This is a genomic window from Streptomyces sp. NPDC050161 (assembly GCF_044460025.1).
GTDB lineage: Bacteria > Actinomycetota > Actinomycetes > Streptomycetales > Streptomycetaceae > Streptomyces.
Genome location: NZ_JBITJM010000024.1, coordinates 89,618 through 106,915, shown reverse-complemented (window position 1 = coordinate 106,915; position 17,298 = coordinate 89,618). Strand labels below are relative to the sequence as shown.

Annotated in this window: 13 protein-coding genes; 7 read left to right on the top strand and 6 right to left on the bottom strand. The window is 75.9% G+C overall.

The genetic code is table 11. The features are described 5' to 3' along the window. Positions 1-40 precede the first annotated feature (40 nt). Together ACIBK8_RS30400 and ACIBK8_RS30395 are read right to left on the bottom strand one after the other, a co-directional pair. Positions 41-1,657, bottom strand: a complete 1,617-nt coding sequence (locus tag ACIBK8_RS30400) for an AMP-binding protein (RefSeq protein ID WP_399045304.1) — start codon at positions 1,655-1,657, stop codon at positions 41-43. A 174-nt stretch (positions 1,658-1,831) separates the two neighbouring features. Further along, positions 1,832-2,719 carry a Gfo/Idh/MocA family protein gene (locus ACIBK8_RS30395; protein WP_399045302.1) on the bottom strand — a complete coding sequence of 296 codons (888 nt, stop codon included), beginning with the start codon at positions 2,717-2,719 and terminating at the stop codon, positions 1,832-1,834. A gap of 348 nt (positions 2,720-3,067) precedes the next feature. On the opposite strand from ACIBK8_RS30395, the gene ACIBK8_RS30390 reads away from it, so the two are divergent. Next, entirely contained in the window at positions 3,068-3,673 is a 606-nt protein-coding gene (locus ACIBK8_RS30390) for a winged helix-turn-helix domain-containing protein (protein ID WP_399045300.1), read from the top strand. Positions 3,674-3,693: 20 nt separating this feature from the next. Here ACIBK8_RS30390 and ACIBK8_RS30385 read toward each other — a convergent pair whose 3' ends face one another. After that, positions 3,694-4,626, bottom strand: a complete 933-nt coding sequence (locus ACIBK8_RS30385; RefSeq protein ID WP_399045299.1) for a lysophospholipid acyltransferase family protein — start codon at positions 4,624-4,626, stop codon at positions 3,694-3,696. A gap of 62 nt (positions 4,627-4,688) precedes the next feature. Then, the gene (locus ACIBK8_RS30380; RefSeq protein ID WP_399045297.1) at positions 4,689-5,489 is read right to left on the bottom strand and encodes a GNAT family N-acetyltransferase; all 801 of its coding nucleotides are present in this window, start codon (positions 5,487-5,489) and stop codon (positions 4,689-4,691) included. Positions 5,490-6,229: 740 nt separating this feature from the next. Between ACIBK8_RS30380 and ACIBK8_RS30375 the strand changes: the two genes are divergently transcribed. The 6 genes from ACIBK8_RS30375 to ACIBK8_RS30350 all read left to right on the top strand — a co-directional run bounded on the left by ACIBK8_RS30375 (position 6,230) and on the right by ACIBK8_RS30350 (position 14,628). After that, positions 6,230-9,388, top strand: coding sequence for an alpha-N-acetylglucosaminidase TIM-barrel domain-containing protein (locus ACIBK8_RS30375; protein WP_399045296.1), 3,159 nt, complete (start codon positions 6,230-6,232; stop codon positions 9,386-9,388). 49 nt (positions 9,389-9,437) lie between these two features. Continuing rightward, positions 9,438-9,668: a DUF397 domain-containing protein gene (locus ACIBK8_RS30370; protein WP_399045295.1), complete on the top strand. Its 231-nt coding sequence runs from the start codon at positions 9,438-9,440 to the stop codon at positions 9,666-9,668. Between the two features lie 83 nt (positions 9,669-9,751). Next, positions 9,752-11,734: a hypothetical protein gene (locus ACIBK8_RS30365; protein WP_399045294.1), complete on the top strand. Its 1,983-nt coding sequence runs from the start codon at positions 9,752-9,754 to the stop codon at positions 11,732-11,734. Positions 11,735-11,865: 131 nt separating this feature from the next. Further along, positions 11,866-12,780: a metal-dependent hydrolase gene (locus ACIBK8_RS30360; RefSeq protein WP_399045292.1), complete on the top strand. Its 915-nt coding sequence runs from the start codon at positions 11,866-11,868 to the stop codon at positions 12,778-12,780. 1 nt (position 12,781) lies between these two features. Next, positions 12,782-13,897 (top strand): PDR/VanB family oxidoreductase, encoded by a 1,116-nt coding sequence (locus tag ACIBK8_RS30355; protein ID WP_399045290.1) that lies wholly within the window; start codon positions 12,782-12,784, stop codon positions 13,895-13,897. A 35-nt stretch (positions 13,898-13,932) separates the two neighbouring features. After that, the gene (locus ACIBK8_RS30350) at positions 13,933-14,628 is read left to right on the top strand and encodes a TetR/AcrR family transcriptional regulator (protein WP_399045288.1); all 696 of its coding nucleotides are present in this window, start codon (positions 13,933-13,935) and stop codon (positions 14,626-14,628) included. A 25-nt stretch (positions 14,629-14,653) separates the two neighbouring features. Here ACIBK8_RS30350 and ACIBK8_RS30345 read toward each other — a convergent pair whose 3' ends face one another. Both ACIBK8_RS30345 and ACIBK8_RS30340 read right to left on the bottom strand, forming a co-directional pair. Further along, positions 14,654-15,697: a LacI family DNA-binding transcriptional regulator gene (locus tag ACIBK8_RS30345; protein ID WP_399045287.1), complete on the bottom strand. Its 1,044-nt coding sequence runs from the start codon at positions 15,695-15,697 to the stop codon at positions 14,654-14,656. After that, positions 15,694-17,298 (bottom strand): glycoside hydrolase family 13 protein, encoded by a 1,605-nt coding sequence (locus tag ACIBK8_RS30340; protein WP_399045285.1) that lies wholly within the window; start codon positions 17,296-17,298, stop codon positions 15,694-15,696. Before ACIBK8_RS30340 ends, ACIBK8_RS30345 begins: the two co-directional genes overlap by 4 nt.

Here is a 17,298-nt window from a genome sequence, read left to right as displayed (position 1 = left end):
CCCTGGCCAGCAGGGATATGAGGGAACGTGGCCGATCGCCTCAGGCGGACCCGGCACGGGCCGCGGCGGCGTCCCGCAGCCGGACCTTGTCGGGTTTGCCGACGGGTGTCAGGGGCAGGGAGTCGCGGACGTGGACGGCGGCCGGTGCGTACATCGCGCCTTTGTGGTGAACCACCAACTCGCGCAGCTCTTCGGGGTCGACGGTGCGCCCCGGAGCGGCGACCACCGCGACGTGCACCTCCTCGCCCTCGTCCGCGGTGCGCGCTCCGTAGACGGCGCAGTGCGCGACGTCCGGGTGCGCGTGCAGCAGGTCCTCGATCTCGCCCGGGTGCACATGGCCGCCGACGACGATGATCACGTCCTTGGCGCGGTCGACGAGGAAGAGCCATCCCTCGTCGTCGAGTATCCCGACGTCCCCGGTGCGCAACCAGCCGTCGCCCACGAGCACTTCGGCGGTGCGGTCCGGCTGCTTCCAGTAGCCGCTCATCACCCCCACCGAGCGGACGTGCACCTCGCCGCGCTCCCCCGGCCCCAGGGTGCGGCCCGCCGCGTCGCGGACGGCCAGCTCGACGCCGGGCAGCGCGCGGCCGACGGTGACCCGGCCGCCCGGCCCGGTGACGGCGTGGTCGGCCGGGCCCGCTTCGGTGATCGCCATCGCCTCCGACTGCCCGTACCACCCGTACAGCACCGGGCCGAACGCCTCGGCGGCCTGCCGGAGCCGGGAGGGTGAGGCGGGGCAGCCGCCGTAGGTGAGGCGGGTGAGGGAGGTGAGGTCGGTGGTGGCGAGGTCGGGGTGGTCGAGGAGGCGGTGCAGGAGCGGTGGCAGCAGCCACAGGTGGGTGATGCGGTGGCGGGCGACGGCGGCCAGCACCTCGCCGGGGTCGAAGCCGCGCCGCAGGACGACGGTGCCGCCCGCCGTGAGCGTGGCGTCGGCCAGGATGCCGGCGAGGTGCGCGAGCGAGGTGCAGGCGAGGAAGCGGGGCGGGTCTCCTGCGGCCTCCATGGGACGGGCGAGCATCCGGGCGTACGGGGCGTGCGCCATCCGGACTCCCTTGGGAATGCCGGTCGTTCCCCCGGTGTGCCGGATGCACCAGTCGTCCCCGGGGCGGGCGGCGCCCGGCACCTCGGGGGTGTCGGCGCGGGCGGCGCAGGCGGCCAAGAGGTCGTCGCCCAGGGGCGGTTCGGGATCGCCGTGCCGTTCCGGGGCGCCGGGGGCGGTGCCGTCCACCGGGCCGAGGGTGAGGACGGCGGGGCGGTCACCGCCCAGCCGCGCGAGCACGGCGCGGGCGGTGTCGCGCAGGTCGGGGTCGGCGATCAGCAGCGCGGTGTCCACGCTCCGCGCGACGGCGGCCAGGGCGTCGGGTGCCATCCCGTCGTAGAGGAACACCACGCGGGCGCCCAGGTGGTTGGCCGCGTAGCGGGCGGCGAGCACCTCCGGGCGGTTGCCGCTCAGCAGGGAGACGGTGCTGCCGCGGCCGATGCCCCGGGCGGCGAGTTCGGCCGCCATGCGGTGCACGGTGGCGTGCAGCGCGCCCGCGGTGACCTCCGTGCCGTCGGCGGTGATCAGCGCCGTACGGGAGGGGTCGCGCCGGAGGGCGGCAAGGAGGACGTCCCCGTAGGGGGCGTCGGGGCCCGGAGGGGCGGCGGTGGCGTTCATCAGGGCGGGACTCCTTCGCGCGGCGCGGCCCCTGACGGGCGGCGGCTCGGGTGGTGCCCCTGCACGCTAAAACGGCCCGGTTGATGCCATCCACGACCAATTCCGCCATATGCTCATGCCTTTGACGCTATGAGTCCGTCGTCCCGCAGGGCCGCGGAGGCATCGCCCGCGGCCTCACCCCAGGGCCGCCTCCGCCCGCGCCAGAAGGTCCGTGACCCGTCGGCCGAAGTGGACGTCGCAGGCGTGCGGCCGGCCGGTACGGACGGCGGCGAGCAGCGCGTCGACGGCACGGTGGTAGGCGGGCAGCGGACCGTCCTGGCGGCGCGGCAGCACGCTGGTCCCGGCGGCGCCGCGCAGCGTGACGGCGACACCGGCCGCCGCCGCGGGCGCGGTCAGGCTCAGGGTCGCCGAACTCGCCGCGCCGCCCCGGTGCCGCAGGGTCAGCAGCACGGTGTCGGCGGGGCCGCGCACCGCGACGACCTCGTCCGCGTCGCCGAGCACCGGCAGCAGCACGGACAGCGCGTGCGGCCCGACGTCCCACAGGGCGCCCTTCTCGCGCCGCCAGGCGGAGGCCGCGTACGGGCTGTCGCTGCCCTCGGCGAAGACCGAGCCGAGCCAGTCGGCGTGCGCGGTGAACCATCCGCCTTCCGCCGCCCGGCTGTCGATCCACGTCGCCTCGGGCTCACCGAAGCGCGCGGTGAAGAAGACGACGGAGGCGACGGACGCCCCCTCGGCGGCCTCGGCCACCGCGCGGGCGTCGTCCGGCGCGAGGGCGACCGGCTTGTCCAGCAGCAGATGGCAGCCGGCCTGCGCCGCGCGCACCGCCAGCGGGGCCTGGACGGCGGGCGGCAGGGCGATCGCGACGGCGTCGCAGGCGGCGATCAGCTCGTCGGGGGTGGCGAACGGGCGGGTGCCGCACGCCTCGGCGAGTTCCGCCGCCGCCTGCGGCCTGCGGCCCCAGACACCGGCGAGTTCGACGCCGGGATGGGCGGCGAGTGCGGGGGCGTGGACGCGCTGCGCCCAGAAGCCGGTGCCGAGGAGTCCGATGCGCGGGGTCGTCATGGCACCAGTGTGCCGCGCCGCGGCGTACGGCACGGGTGACGGCGCCGACGGAGGCGGCGCGTGCCCCGGGGCGGCGATCCACCTCACACCGGCAACCATGTGAAGGACATATCAACGGCCGTCTGGTTGAATGGAGTCATGGCCAGCCTTACAGACACCGCGACGGGTCGCAGCGACCTGGAGCCCTTCTGGCCGTCCCGGCAGGCGCACGCATTCGACCGTCTGTGTTGCCGCGCGCACTGAGCGCGGGCCCGCACACTCCTCCGCGACGCCGCTGACCCGGCGTCCCAGCCCTGCCCGCGCGCACGACGTCCCCCGACGCCCCACTGCGCGAAAGAGCTGACCCTCATGACGAACGTCCGTACCCTGCCTGCCACTTCAGCGACGGCCGCCCTGCCCACCACCCACCCCGCACCGGCCCGCCAGAGACTGCGCGCCGTGGCACCCGACGAGGTCCCGCCCGTGGCCGAGCTGCTGAACGCGGGCGCCACCTGGCTTCCGGCGCCGCAGCACAGCCTGCCGGCGCTGCCGGGACACCCCCCGATGGTCGGCTACCTCGTGCTGGTACCCGCCGAACAGGCCGCCGCGGCCCAGCAGTCGGCGCAGCAGCAGGACCGGCCCGCGGCGGGCCCGGCCGCCACCGCGGCGCCCGCCGAGCGGTTCGGCGACGCGGTCGTCCGGATCGACGCCGAACAGCGGACGGCGCGGGTCCACGACCGGCCGCTGGACCTGACCTACCTCGAATTCGAGCTGCTGGCCCACCTGGTGGCCCATCCGCACCGGGTGCACACCCGCGATCAGCTGGTGACCACGGTGTGGGGGTACGGGCACGTCGGCGACGGACGTACGGTCGATGTCCACATCGCCCGGTTGCGCCGCAAGTTGGGGACGGATCACCGGGCGTCGATCGTGACGGTGCGGCGCGTCGGGTACAAGTACGTGCCGAGCAGCTGACGTTCCTGGCGGGCGGGCCGTCACGGCCCGCCGGTCACGGTGCGCGGCCCGGCGGGTCCGCTCTCCCGCCGGGCCGGAACACCCGGCCGTGCCGCGGTCGCCCTCGGCACGGCCGGGTGTTCCGGCTGCCGGGCGGCTGCCTCCCGCGGCCCCGGCAGTCCGCGTCCGGGCGGCGCTGTCCCCTGCACCAGGGCCTGGGCGCGGGCCGCCAGCGCCCTGCGGTCCCCGGTCCCCGGGTGCCCCGGCAGCAGCGGCGGGTGCGCGGTGACCCGCACGCCCAGGCCGCGGGCGGTGATCACCCGGCGCAGCGAGGCGGCGAAGGTGTCGTCACCGCAGAACGCGGCCACCGTGCTGGCGACGCCGTGCTGGGTGTAATCGACGGTGACCGGGCGCACCGGGGCGCCGGCGTCGGCCGCCGCCTGGAACGTGGCGCTCCGGAAGGCTCCACGGGACGCGGTGCACCAGGTGGTGGCCTGCGGGAAGACGGCGACCGAGCGGCCCGAGGCCAGCAGCTCGGCCAGTTCGTCCACGACGCGCGGGAGTTGGCGCGGGCTGCCGCGGTCGATGAAGTGGGTGCCGGCGGCGCGGGCCAGGCCGCCGACCACCGGCCAGCCGCCGACCTCACGCTTGGCGAGCAGGGTCACCGGTTCGACGGCGAGCAGGGCAGGGATGTCGAGCCAGGAGATGTGGTTGGCGACGATGAGCGAGCCGGGCCCGCCGGACGGCACCCGCAGCGGGCCGCCCGCGCCGTCCGCGCCGTCCTGGCGGGCCGGTGCCGCTTCGGCTGGGTGCGCGTCCGGGCGGAAGTCCAGGCGGATGTCCAGGGCCGCCAGCAGCGCACGGGCGTGGCCGCGCCGCCCGTCCTGCGCCTCCGGCCGTCCGCCGTCCGCCAGCGCGCGGCGCACCGTACGGGCGAACGCGGCGCAGCGACCGGCCACTTCGGCGGCGGACACACGCGGCAGGGCGTGCCGCGCGCAGGGTGCCGCGCAGTCGGACACCACGTCCCAGGGGCCCCTCACGCCTGCCCCAGGAAGTAGCGGCGGTAGCGGTCGCCGAGCTGTTCCATGTCCAGGACGACGAAGAAGTCGGCGACGCCGAACTCCGGGTCGTGGGCGGGCGCGCCGTGGATCCGGGCGCCGATCCGCAGATAGCCGCGCAGCAGCGGCGGCAGCTGCGCAAGGCTCGGCCGCCCGGGGAGCGCCACGGTGGGCTGCCACGGCCGGTGCGGGGTGACCCGCATGGCGGGCGGCGCCGCGTAGCGGGTGGCGGCCAGTGCCCAGGCGTGGGCGGCTGCGGTGCCGCCGTCGGCGAGCGGCACCGAGGCGCAGCCCGCGAGGTAGCGGTGGCCGGAGAGCAGCGTGTAGCGGGCCAGCGCGGCCCACATCTGCTGGATCACCGCGCCGTCCCGGTGTCCCGGGTGGACGCAGGAGCGGCCGGCTTCGATGAGGGCGGGGCGCAGCGGGTCCAGGGCGGTCAGGTCGAACTCGCCGTCGGAGTAGAGCTGCGGGCTGCGGCCGGGCGGCAGCAGCCGGTAGGTGCCGACGACCTCGCCGGTGGCGGTGTGGGTGACCACGAGGTGGTCGGACGATGCGTCGAGGGTGTCGACGTCGTGGCCGGCGAGCGGGGAGTGCAGGGTGGCGCCCAGTTCCTCGCCGAAGACCTGGTGGCGCAGCCGTTGCGCGGCACGGATCTGCTCGTCCGTGGCGGCGATGGCGGTGGTGTACGCGGGTGCCTGGCCGGGTTCGGGGGCGGCGGTGCGGGCCGCCTGCCCGGTGACGGCGGTCCTGGCGGCGGAAGCGGTCGATGCCGTGCTCATGAGAGCCCTCCATGGGGAGTCGGGAGGCTGCGGGGCCGACGGGCGGGAGCCTTCGGCGAAGCGAACGGAACGGGCGGAGCGGATGGGGCGGACGGATCGGACGGAGCGGACGCACGCGCGGCGGGGCGGCGCGGGACGGGTGGGACGGGACCGAGTGGGATGGGGACCGGTGAGGGAACGGGGAGGTGGAACGGTCCCGGGATGGGTGCGGGACGGGTGCGGGACGGGTGCGGGACAGGGAACGAACGGGCCCGGGACGCAGGGGACATGGCCCGGTAGCGGTGTCGGGAGGCTTGCGGAACGGTCGGGGAACGGCCGCGGAACACTCCTGGGACGCTCCCGGGACACCGCGGAACGCCCCTGGAACGCCCCTGGAACGGCCGGGGGACGCGCCCCGGGACGGCGTGACGCGACGACGAGCGACGGGTCGGGCCGTGTGCTCCCGGGGTGCGCACGCGGTCCGACGGCCTGTGGTGCCCTACGCGGCAGACTGTCCCCGCGCCCGCCGTCCGGGCGCGTGAAGCCCAGGGAGCGAACGGGTGAGGGTCGGCGGAACTCTGGTCTGCCGCACCCCGGATGGCCACGCTCCGGGCTCCCGGGACCGCTCCCCCGGTCCCCCGCCGGCCGCGTCCCGCCCCCTTGGAGCGGCGCCGGCCGGCCGCTACCGTGCCCCCGCACGGATCCGTTGTTCCTGCCGACACATCCGCCGGACTGTCACCGGCCGAGCAGTGGGGGGCCACATGAGCCATCCGTCCAGACGCGCACTGCTGGGTTCCGCCGGAGCGGCCGGTGTCCGGGCCGCGTTGGGCGGGGCCGCCGGCCACCCCGAACCGACCGCGCCCGGCACCGGGCGGCCCGCCCGCTCCGCCCCTGACGACACCGCCCCGTACGACACCGCCCCGGCGCAGGCGGCGCTGCACCGGCTGCTGCCCGGCCACGCCGACCAGTTCCGGCTGGTGCCGCTGCCGCCGGGTGACGGCACCGAACGCTTCCGGATCGGCGGCTCGGCCGGCCGGATAGAAATCGCCGCGACCGGCCCCGCGACGCTGCTGACCGGCGTCCACTGGTACCTGCGCCACACCTGCCTGGCGCACCTGTCCTGGGCGGGCGACCAGCCGCCGCCGCCAGGACCACTGCCCGCTCCCGCGCCGTCGGAGCACTCCACGTCACTGCCGCACCGCTTCGCGCTCAACGACACCCACGACGGCTACACCGCCCCGTACGCCGACTGGCCGCGCTGGGAGCGGATGATCGACGTCCTGGCGCTGCACGGCGTGAACGAGGTGCTGGTGACGCCGGGCTCCGAAGCCGTCTACCACCGGCTGCTGACCGGCTTCGGCTACCGCGACGACGAGGCACGCGGCTGGATCCCCGCGCCCACGCACCAGCCGTGGTGGCTGTTGCAGAACATGAGCGGCTACGGCGGGCCGATCAGCCCGGAACTCCTGGAAAAGCGGGCCGCGTTGGGGCGGCGGATCACCGACCGGCTGCGGGAGCTGGGGATGCGCCCGGTGCTGCCCGGCTTCTTCGGCACCGTCCCGACCACCTTCGCCGACCGCAATCCGGGGGCCAGGACCGTGGCGCAGGGCGACTGGTCGGGGCTGCGGCGGCCGGACTGGCTGGATCCGCGCACCGAGGTGTTCGCCGGGGCCGCCGCCGCTTTCTACCGGCACCAGCGGGAACTGCTGGGCCCGGCGGACCTGTTCAAGATGGACCTGCTGCACGAGGGCGGCGACCCCGGCGACGTGCCGGTGCCGGACGCGGCCCGCGCGGTGCAACGGGCGCTGCACACCGCGCACCCCGGGGCGACCTGGGTGATCCTGGGCTGGCAGGGCAACCCGCGCCGTGACCTGCTGGACGGCGTCGATCACGACCGGATGCTGATCGTGGACGGCCTCGGCGACCTGGAAACCGTCACCGACAGGGAACGGGACTGGGACGGCGTGCCGTACGCGTTCGGCACCATCCCCAACTTCGGCGGCCGGACCACGATCGGCGCGAAGACCGACGTGTGGGCGAAGCGGTTCACCGCCTGGCGCGACAAGCCGGGCAGCAGGCTCGTCGGCACCGCGTACATGCCGGAGGCCGCCGAGCGCGACCCGGCGGCCTTCGCGCTCTTCGGCGAACTGGCCTGGCGCGAGCGCCCGGTGGACCGCACCGCGTGGTTCGCGCACTACGCCGACGCCCGCTACGGCGGCCGTGACCGCCACGCCCGCGCCGCGTTCGCCGCGCTGCGCACCAGCGCGTACCGAATATCCAGCAAGGACGGCCGGCCGCACGACTCGGTCTTCGCCGCCCGCCCGAGCCTGGCCGCCCGCTCCGGCACCACCTACGCCACCCACACCCCGGCCTTCGACCCGGCCGCCCTCGACAAGGCCCTCGCCGCGCTGCTGGCCGTCCGTCCGCGGCTGCGCGAAGGCGACGCCTACCGCCACGACCTGACCGACCTCGCCCGGCAGGCCGTCGCCAACCGCTCCTGGCAGCTGATCCCGCAGCTCCAGGAGGCGTACACCCGCAAGGACCTGCCGACGTTCCGTGCGCTGTCGCGGCTGTGGCTGCGGCTGATGCGGCTGAGCGACGAGGTCACCGGCGCGCACCGGCGGTTCCTGCTCGGGCCGTGGCTGGCCGAGGCCCGCGCGATGGCGTCGGGGCCCGGGGAGGCGGCGCGGCTCGAACACAGCGCCCGCGCGCTGATCACCACCTGGGCGGACCGGGCCACCGCGGACGGCGGCGCTCTCGTGAACTACGCCAACCGCGACTGGCACGGCCTGATCCGCGAGGTCCATCTCCCGCAGTGGCGGGCGTACTTGGACGAACTGGAGGACGCGCTGGCGGCGGGCCGCGCGCCGCGGGCCTTCGACTGGTACGCCCGTGAGGAAGCCTGGACCCACGACCGCGGCGACCACCCGCTGCGCCCCACCACGGACGCGTACCGCACCGCGCGGCGGGTCCGCGACGTGCTCGCGGCGGCTCCCTACCAGGGCACGGTCACGGTGACCGCGCAGCCGTCCGCGCTGCCGCCCGGCGGCCTGGCCACGGTGACCGCCGCGCTGCACCACACCAGCGGCCTGCGCCCCACCGGCCGCGTCGACTTCGCGCTGACCGGCCCGGACACCACCGCCGACGGCCCGCTCTCGCTGCCGTCCGTCCCCGCGGGCGGCACCGGCGAGGCCCGCTGGCAGGTCACCGCGCCCGCCGCGCCGCTCGACAGCCCGCTGCGTCCGCTGCCGTACGAACTGACCGTGGACTACGGGCCGCGGGGCGAGGAGCGGGTGCGGGCGGCATGGCACGGCGCGCTGTACGTGGCCGGGCCGCTCGACGCGGGGCTGCGGACGGTGACCAACAGCGCGGCGGTTTTCGGCCAGTTGGCGGACCGTTTCGCCATCGACGGGGCCGGCGCCGACCTGTGGAAAGCCACCGCCGAGTTCGGCGCCGTCCACCGGCCGGGCGCGCTGGCGGCCGGCGGCACGGCCACCGTGGAGGTGACCGAACTGGCCGCGACCGCCCCCTGGGCCCGCGCCGGGCTGATCGTCCGCAACCGGCTGGCCCCCGCGGCACCCGGCTCCCCGGACGGCCTCGGCTTCCTCAACCTCTCCGTCACCCCGGGCAACGGCGTGGTGCTCTCCCACGACTCCACAGGCGACGGCACCCTCGACACCTACCGGCGGCTCACCGGCGTCACCGCCCCCGTCCGGCTCCGCCTCGCCCGCGCCGCCACCGGCCCCGGCACGTACACCGGTTCCTGCTCCACGGACGGCGGCGAAACCTGGCGCGAGGTCGGCACCGTCACCGTCCCCGGGGCAGCCGGGAAACAGGACACCGGGCTGCACCTGTCCGCCGCCAACTCCGGTACGGGGGAGCGCGCGTCGGCCGGGTTCCGCCGCTGGAGGGTGACCTGACCTCCGGCGTAGGCTGGCCCGGACGGAACACCAGTGAGGGGACGGACCGATGAGTACCGCAGCCGAGAAGGAGTGGCTCTACGCCCTCGACATCTCCGATGCCACCTGGCAGCGCGCGCCGGGTGACGCCGTGGAAGCGGTGGAGGTCGCGTTCCTGGAGCGCGGGGCGGTCGCCATGCGCAATTCCACGGAGCCCGATGTGGTGCTGCGGTACACGAAGGCGGAGTGGGACGCGTTCGTCCTGGGCGCCCGTGACGGCGAGTTCGACCTGGAGCTGTGAGCCGCGTCCCGCCCGCCGCGTCACCCGCAGGGCCCGGTGCGCCCCGCGGGTGACCCGCACAGGATTCACTCGTTTCACCGAACGTGGAACAGCAGGCGACATTCCCCCGTCAGGACCGCACCTTCCCCGATCGGGCCGGCGGCTCCCCCGGCGCCGACGGCACCGGCGAGGCCATGGACGTCGAACAGGCCGAGGCCGCGCTGGTCGAGCACTACCCGCGGCTGGTGCGGCTGGCCTATCTCGTGCTGCCGTCGGGGCCGGGCCGCGGCCGGCGGGTGCCGGCCGCCCACGCGGTCGTGCAGCGTGCCCTGCCGCGCCGCCGCACCGCCACCCTCGGTCGCACCCCCGGGCTGCGCGGCGGCGCGGACGCCGGGTCCGACCCCGGCTACGCCTTCCTCCGGCTGCGGGTGCTGCGCGGCGCCCTGGCCGCCGGGCGCATCCGCCGCCGGTTCCCCGCGCCGCCGCCGCTGCTGCCCCAGGTGTGGGGGCTGCGGCTGTTCCCGCGCTCCGGCGGCTGCGGTGAACTCGCCCTGGAACAGGCCCTGTCGGAGCTTTCCGGGCCGGGGCGCGCGGCGTTCGTGCTGCGCGGACTCGACCGGCTGACGGCGCCGGAGATCCGCGCGGTCCTGGAGGCCGCGGGGGTGTCCGACGCGGACGCGGCGCTGGACGAGGCGGAGCGGGTCGGCCTCCCGGCGGCCGGCCGGGACGGCGCGCTGCTGGAGTCGGCGGAGTTCGACGCGTGTGCGCTGCAGGCCAGGCCCACGGACCTGATCAGGCGGCGGCAGCACGTCCGCGCGCTGCTGGCGGCGGGCGCCGCCGTGGTGGTGTGCGGGGCGCTGCTGGGGCTGCCGGGCGAGGGCTGGGGTCCGGACGGCGCGGCGGCCCCGCCGTACGCGCAGAACGCCGCGGCGCAGGCGGCGCTGGATCCCGGCCGGTTGACGGCGGTGGACGCGACGGCCTGGAAGACCGCGGCGCGGCAGGACTTCGGCGCCTGGCCGGCCCGCGGTGACCGCACCGGGGACCGGGAGCTGCTGCGCCGGGCGCTGGCGGTGTGGGCCAGGCCGGGCGCCGGGGTGGCGGTGTCCGCGACACCGGGCACGCCGGCCGGGCCCGCGGCGGGGCCGCCGCAGCTGCTGTTCGCGGGGACCGTCGACCATGCCGCCGTGGTGCTCTTCCTCGAAGGGCAGCGGGTGGTGCGGTACGCCGAGTCGGCGGACGGCGACGGCCGTGCCGAGGGGTCGGGTGCCGCGCTGGACTTCGCCAGGACGGACGGCGCGCAGGCGGCGTCGGCGGGGGCTCTGGTGGTGGGCCGCACGGACCGCAACGTCCGCTATCTGACGGCCCCTTGGGCGGGTCCTGTGCGGCTGGTGGATCTGCTGAAGCCGGGCGCCGCCGGTGAGCGGCTGCCCGTCGACGCACAGGGCGTGACCGGTCCCGCGCCGGCGCCCGGCGGGGACGCCACGTGCGACCGGTGGCCCGCGCTGCGGACGGGCGGCCGGCTGCTGACCGATCTCGGTGAGCTGACCCCGGCCCGGCTGACGTACGGCGCTCCGCGCGCGCCGGGTGAGGTCGACGGCCCCCAGGGGCGCACGGCGTGGGCGCGGACCGCGTGCCGGCTGCCCGCGCTGCGCGGGCAGGGGGTGCAGAGCGTGAACGCCTGGCCGTTCGCCCGGCAGGTGCTGCCCGGCGGTGCGGGCAGCGCGGCGTGGCTGTGTGCCCGCGCCGAGACCTGGCGCGGTACCGGCAGCCGGGCCCTCGCGGTGTTCCAGCCGCCCGCGGCGGGCGGGCAGCCGTATGCGACGGGCGCGGTGACGGCGGCGGCCGACGGCGGTACGGCGTGCGGGCCGCGCGGTCCTCGGGTGCTGGCCGGGGTGTTGTGGAAGGGCGGCGGCGGCAGGTGGTGGCTGCTGGCGGCCGGCAGCGACCAGGTCGGCCGGATCGCTGCGAGCGGCGGGGTGCGGGGCCGGGTGGCGGGGCGGCTGATGGCGCTGCCCGCGCGGCCGGGCGTCCGCGCGGAGTTGTCGGGCCGGCTGGTGGGCGGCGGCAGCATCTCGGGGCTGGGCTGACGGCCGCGGCGGCGGCTTTCCGGTGCTTGCCGACGGCGCGGGGCGGCCCCGCGCCGTCGTCGTGTGTCCGGCGGAATTTTCCGTGTGCACAGGGCTGTTGCCCCTGACTTACCTCCCAGTACATTGACGCCATGTCTAATAAGACGTCGCCGCGGCCGGAGCCGGTCGCGTCCGAGCGCATCCCGTTGAAGGCCCGCAACGTCACGTTCGACTGGGCGGACACCCCCCTGCACTGGATCCCGGGCGACCCGGCCAGCGCCCACACCATCAACGTGCTGCATCTGCTGCTGCCCGCCGGGGAGCGCTGGTTCGTGCACGTCTACAAGCAGGCGCTGCCCCTCATCCGGGATCCGCGGCTGCGCGAGGACGTGATCGGCTTCATCGGGCAGGAGGCGATGCACTCCCAGGCGCACGACGACGTCCTGCCCCACCTGCGGGCCCAGGGCCTGGACCCGGAGCCGTACACCGCGCAGGTCGACTGGCTCTTCGAGAAGCTGCTCGGCGACCGGACGCTGCCGCCCGGCCGGGCGCGCGTGTGGTGGCTGAAGGAACGCATCGCGATGATCGCCGCGATCGAGCACTACACGGCGTTCCTGGGCGACTGGGTGCTCAACGCCGACGCGCTGGACGCCAGGGGCGCCGACCCGGTGATGCTTGACCTGCTGCGCTGGCACGGCGCCGAGGAGGTCGAGCACCGCTCGGTGGCCTTCGACCTCTTCCAGCACCTCGACGGCGACTACCGGCGGCGGGTGCGCACCTGGGCCACCGCCTTCGCCGCGCTGGTGTTCCTGTGGCAGCGCGGCACCCGCTTCTTCGTCGCCAACGACCCCTCGCTGCCCGGTCGCAGGGCCTCGGCAGGGGACTTCCTGCGCGGCGGCCGGCAGGGCGTACTGCCGACGCCCGGCGGCATGCTGCGGTCCATCCCGCAGTACCTGAGCCGGACGTACCACCCGTCGAAGTACGGCAGCACCGAGCAGGCCGCCGCCTACCTCGACCGGTCCCCCGCCGCGACCGCGGCCGACGCCACTGCCCCCGGAGGCTTCTGACATGCCCGCACTGCCGCGTATCCGCACCGTGCTGATGGTGGCCGGTGCCGCCCTGCTCGCCCGCCGGGCGCTGCGCAGCCGGATCGGCCGGTCGCCGCTGTGGCCGATGCCCGCGCTGGAGCAGCCGGTTTCGGGCCGGGGGCAGGTCCGCGGGCCCGCCGCGCCGCTGCGGCTGCGGGTCGCCGAGCGGAGCGAGGCGGCCGACGGGGTGGTGGCGCTGCGGCTGGCCGGGGAGCGGCTGCCGGGCTGGGAGCCGGGCGCGCACATCGATCTGGTGCTGCCGTCCGGCACCGTGCGGCAGTACTCGCTGTGCGGGGAGCCGTCCGAGGCGGGACGTCAGGACGGCGGTGCGTACACCATCGCGGCGCGGCTGATCGAGGACGGCAGGGGCGGCTCGCGCGAGGTGCACGAGCAGCTGCACGAGGGGGTGGAGGTGGAGGTGCGCGGCCCGCGCAACCGCTTCCCGCTGGAGGACTGCCACGCCTACCTCTTCCTCGCGGGCGGCATCGGCATCACCCCGGTGCTGCCGATGGTGCGGCAGGCGGAGGCGGAGGGGGTGCCGTGGCGGCTGGTGTACGCGGGGCGTTCGCGTGCCTCGATGCCGTTCATCGCCGAGCTGGAGAAGCTGGCGGCGGCGGGCGACGGGCGGCTGACGGTGGTGGCCGAGGACGAGGCGGGGCGGCCTGACCTGGCGGCGGCACTCGCGGACGCGCCGCCGCACGCGGCCGTGTACTGCTGCGGACCCGATCCGCTGATGGACGCGGTGGCCGCGCTGCTTCCCCAGGGGGCGCCGGGACTGACCCTGCACACCGAGCGGTTCGCGCCCGCCGCCCTCGCCCCGGCCGGGGTGAACGCGCCGTTCTCCGTGGAGCTGCGGCGCACCGGCCGTACCGTCGACGTGCCCGCGGACACCAGTGCGCTGCGGGCGATCCGCGAGCAGGCGCTGCCCGATCTGCCGTACTCCTGCGAGCAGGGTTTCTGCGGGACCTGCCAGCAGCGGGTGCTGGCGGGCGAGGTGGACCACCGCGACGAGCTGCTGACCGACGCCGAGCGCGACGATTCGCTGCTGATCTGCGTGTCCCGGGCGCGGGGTGCGTCTCTCGTGCTGGACCTGTGATCCCCCGGTGTGCCCGGGTCGTTAGGGTGTGCGGCATGACGACCGGGGCGCGCCGCAGGATGGGTGTCGAGGAACGGCGCGAGCAGCTGATCGCCGTCGCACTCGACCAGTTCGGCCACCGTTCGCCCGAGGACGTGTCGATCGACGAGATCGCCGAGGCGGCCGGGATATCGCGACCGCTGGTGTACCACTACTTCCCGGGCAAACAGCAGCTCTACGAGGCCGCGTTGCGGCGGGCGGCCGACGAGTTGACGGCGCGGTTCGTGGAGCCGCACGAAGGTCCGCTCGGCGCCCGGCTGCTGCGGGTGATGGAGCGGTTCTTCGACTTCGTCGACGAGCACGGACCCGGTTTCTCGGCGCTGATGCGGGGCGGCCCGGCGATCGGTTCGGGCCGCACCGGCGCGATGATCGAGGGCGTACGGCAGGCCGCCTACGAGCAGGTACTCGCCCACCTGCGCGTCTCCTCGCCCGCGCCGCGGCTGGCGTTGGTGGTGCGTTCCTGGATCTCGCTGGCCGAGACGACGGCGCTGTTGTGGCTGGACGGGCGGCGGATCCCGCGTCCCGAGCTGGAGCGCCAGCTGGTGCACGACTTCGCGGCGCTCGCGTCGGTGAGCGCCGCGTACGACCCGGAGACCGCGGCGGTGGTCCGCCGTTTCCTGGCGGACGAGCCGCCGGACGGGATGTTCGCGGACCTGGTCAGCCGTTTGATGGCGCTGCCCGGAGCGGTCTGAGGGCGGGAGACGGCCGCCCTTCCGCTCAGTCCCCCGCCGGTGCGGGCCCCGTCGAGCCCCGCACCACCAGCTCCGGCGGGAAGACGAACTCGGTGTGCGCGACGGGGTTACCGCGGATCGCCTCGACGAGGGCGCCGACCGCGGCCGTCGCCATCGCCTGGACGGGCTGGCGGACGGTGGTCAGCGGCGGATCGGTGAAGGCGATCAGCTGGGAGTCGTCGAAGCCGACCACGGACACGTCGCGCGGCACCGCCAGGCCGCGCCCGCGGGCCGCGCGGACCGCGCCGAGCGCCATCAGGTCGCTGCCGCAGACCAGGCCCGTGCACCCGTCGTCCAGCAGGGCGTCGGCCGCCGCGTGACCGCCCTCGACGCTGAACAGGGTGTGCCGCACCCGCCGTTGGGCCTCGGCGGCCGGCAGGCCGAACACCTGGGCCATCGCCGCCGCGAACCCCTCGGCCTTGCGGTACGAGGGGACGTAGCGGGCCGGGCCGACGGCGAGACCGATCCGTTCGTGGCCCAGTTCGGCCAGGTGCCGTACGGCGATGCGGGCGGCGGCGCGGTCGTCGGGCGAGACGAACGGCGCCTCGATGTCCGGGCGGTAGCCGTTGATCAGGACGAACGGCACGCCGCGGCGGGCCAGGCGGGTATAGCGGTCCGGGTCGGCGCCGGTGTCGGCGTGCAGCCCGGAGAGGAACACGATGCCGGTGACGCCGCGCTCCTCCAGTTGCTCGACGAGTTCGTCCTCGGTCGTCCCGCCCGGCAGCTGGGTGCAGAGCACCGGCGTGTAGCCGTGACCCGCCAGGGACTGCTCGATGAGCTGCGCGAAGGCGGGGAAGACCGGGTTGGTCAGCTCCGGGACGACCAGGCCGACGAGGCCCGCGCTGCGCCGCCGCAGCCGGGTGGGGCGTTCGTAGCCGAGGACGTCGAGGGCGGCGAGCACCCGCTGCCTGGTGCCCGCCGCGACCCCCGCCCTGCCGTTCAGCACCCGGCTCGCGGTGGCCTCGCTGACGCGGGCCTGATCTGCGATGTCGGACAGCCGCGGGGTGCCGCGGGCCGCGGGTACGCTCACGCCTCCCACCAGACGGTGGTGTCGGGCGGCAGGATGAACTCGCCGTCGTGGGTGGGGAGTTCACCCGATGACAGGAGGACGCGGCCGGGTGCCGGGAGGCGGGCCGGGGCGCTCGTGGTGTTGACGGTGCAGACCAGGCCGCCGGGGCGGCGGAACGCGAGGACGCCTTCGGGCGCGGCCAGCCAGTCGACGGCGTCGCCCGCGCCGAGCCCGGGGTGGCCGCGGCGCAGGGCGAGCGCCGCGCGGTACAGCTCCAGGGTGGAGTCCGGGTCGCCGGTCTGCGCCTCGACGCCGAGGGCGGCCCACTCGGGTGGCTGCGGGAGCCAGCTGCCGCCGGTGCCGAAGCCGTACGAGGGGCCTGCGGCGGTCCAGGGCAGCGGGACGCGGCAGCCGTCGCGCAGGCCGTCCTGCCCGGACTCCCGGAAGAACGACGGGTCCTGGCGCACCTCGTCGGGCAGGTCGGTGACCTCGGGCAGGCCCAGCTCCTCGCCCTGGTAGACGTAGGCGGAGCCGGGCAGCGCCAGCATCAGCAGGGTGGCCGCGCGGGCCCGCGCCAGGCCGCCGCCGAGGCGGGTGCGGTGGCGTACGACGTCGTGGTTGGACAGCACCCAGGTGGCGGGGGCGCCGACCGGGCGCATCGCGTCGAGGGAGGAGTCGATGACCTCGCGGAGCGCGGCGGCGTCCCAACCCGTGGTCAGGTAGAGGAAGTTGAACGCCTGGTGGAGTTCGTCGGGGCGGACGTAGCGGGCGGTGCGTCCGGGGGTGTGGGTCCAGGCTTCGGCGACCGCGATCCGGTCGTCCGCGTACTCGTCGAGCACGGTGCGCCAGGAGCGGTAGATCTCGTGGACGCCGTCCTGGTCGAAGAACGGCAGCAGGTGGTTGCCGAGGAGCCTGAGCTGGCCCGTGCTGCCCATGTCCGGCAGTCCTGGCGCCTTGACGAGGCCGTGCGCGACGTCCACCCGGAAGCCGTCGGCGCCGAGGTCGAGCCAGAAGCGCAGGATGGAGCGGAACTCGTCCTGGACGGCGGGGTGGTCCCAGTTGAAGTCGGGCTGTTCGGGCGCGAAGAGGTGCAGGTACCACTCCTCGCCTGGGCCGGGGAGCCGGGTCCAGGCGGGCCCTCCGAAGATCGACTCCCAGTCGTTGGGCGGCAGTTCACCCTGGGCACCGCGCCCGGCACGGAAGTGGAACCGCCGGCGCAGCGGCGATCCCGGGCCCTCCCGCAGCGCCTGCCGGAACCACGCGTGCTGGTCGGAGCAGTGGTTGGGGACGACGTCGACGATGACGCGCAGGCCCAGCTCGTGGGCGTCGCCGAGCAGGGCGGCGGCGTCGTGCAGGGTGCCGAACATCGGGTCGATGGCGCGGTAGTCGGCCACGTCGTACCCGGCGTCGGCCTGCGGCGACGCGTAGAAGGGGCTGAGCCAGACGGCGTCCACCCCCAGGTCCCTGAGGTACGGCAGCCGGCTTCTGGCGCCTTGCAGGTCGCCCATGCCGTCGCCGTCGCCGTCGGCGAAGCTGCGCGGGTAGACCTGGTAGATGACCGCGTCGCGCCACCAGTCGGTGCGGGTGGCGGCGCGCTGGGGGCCGTGGGTGTCCTGGGTCAT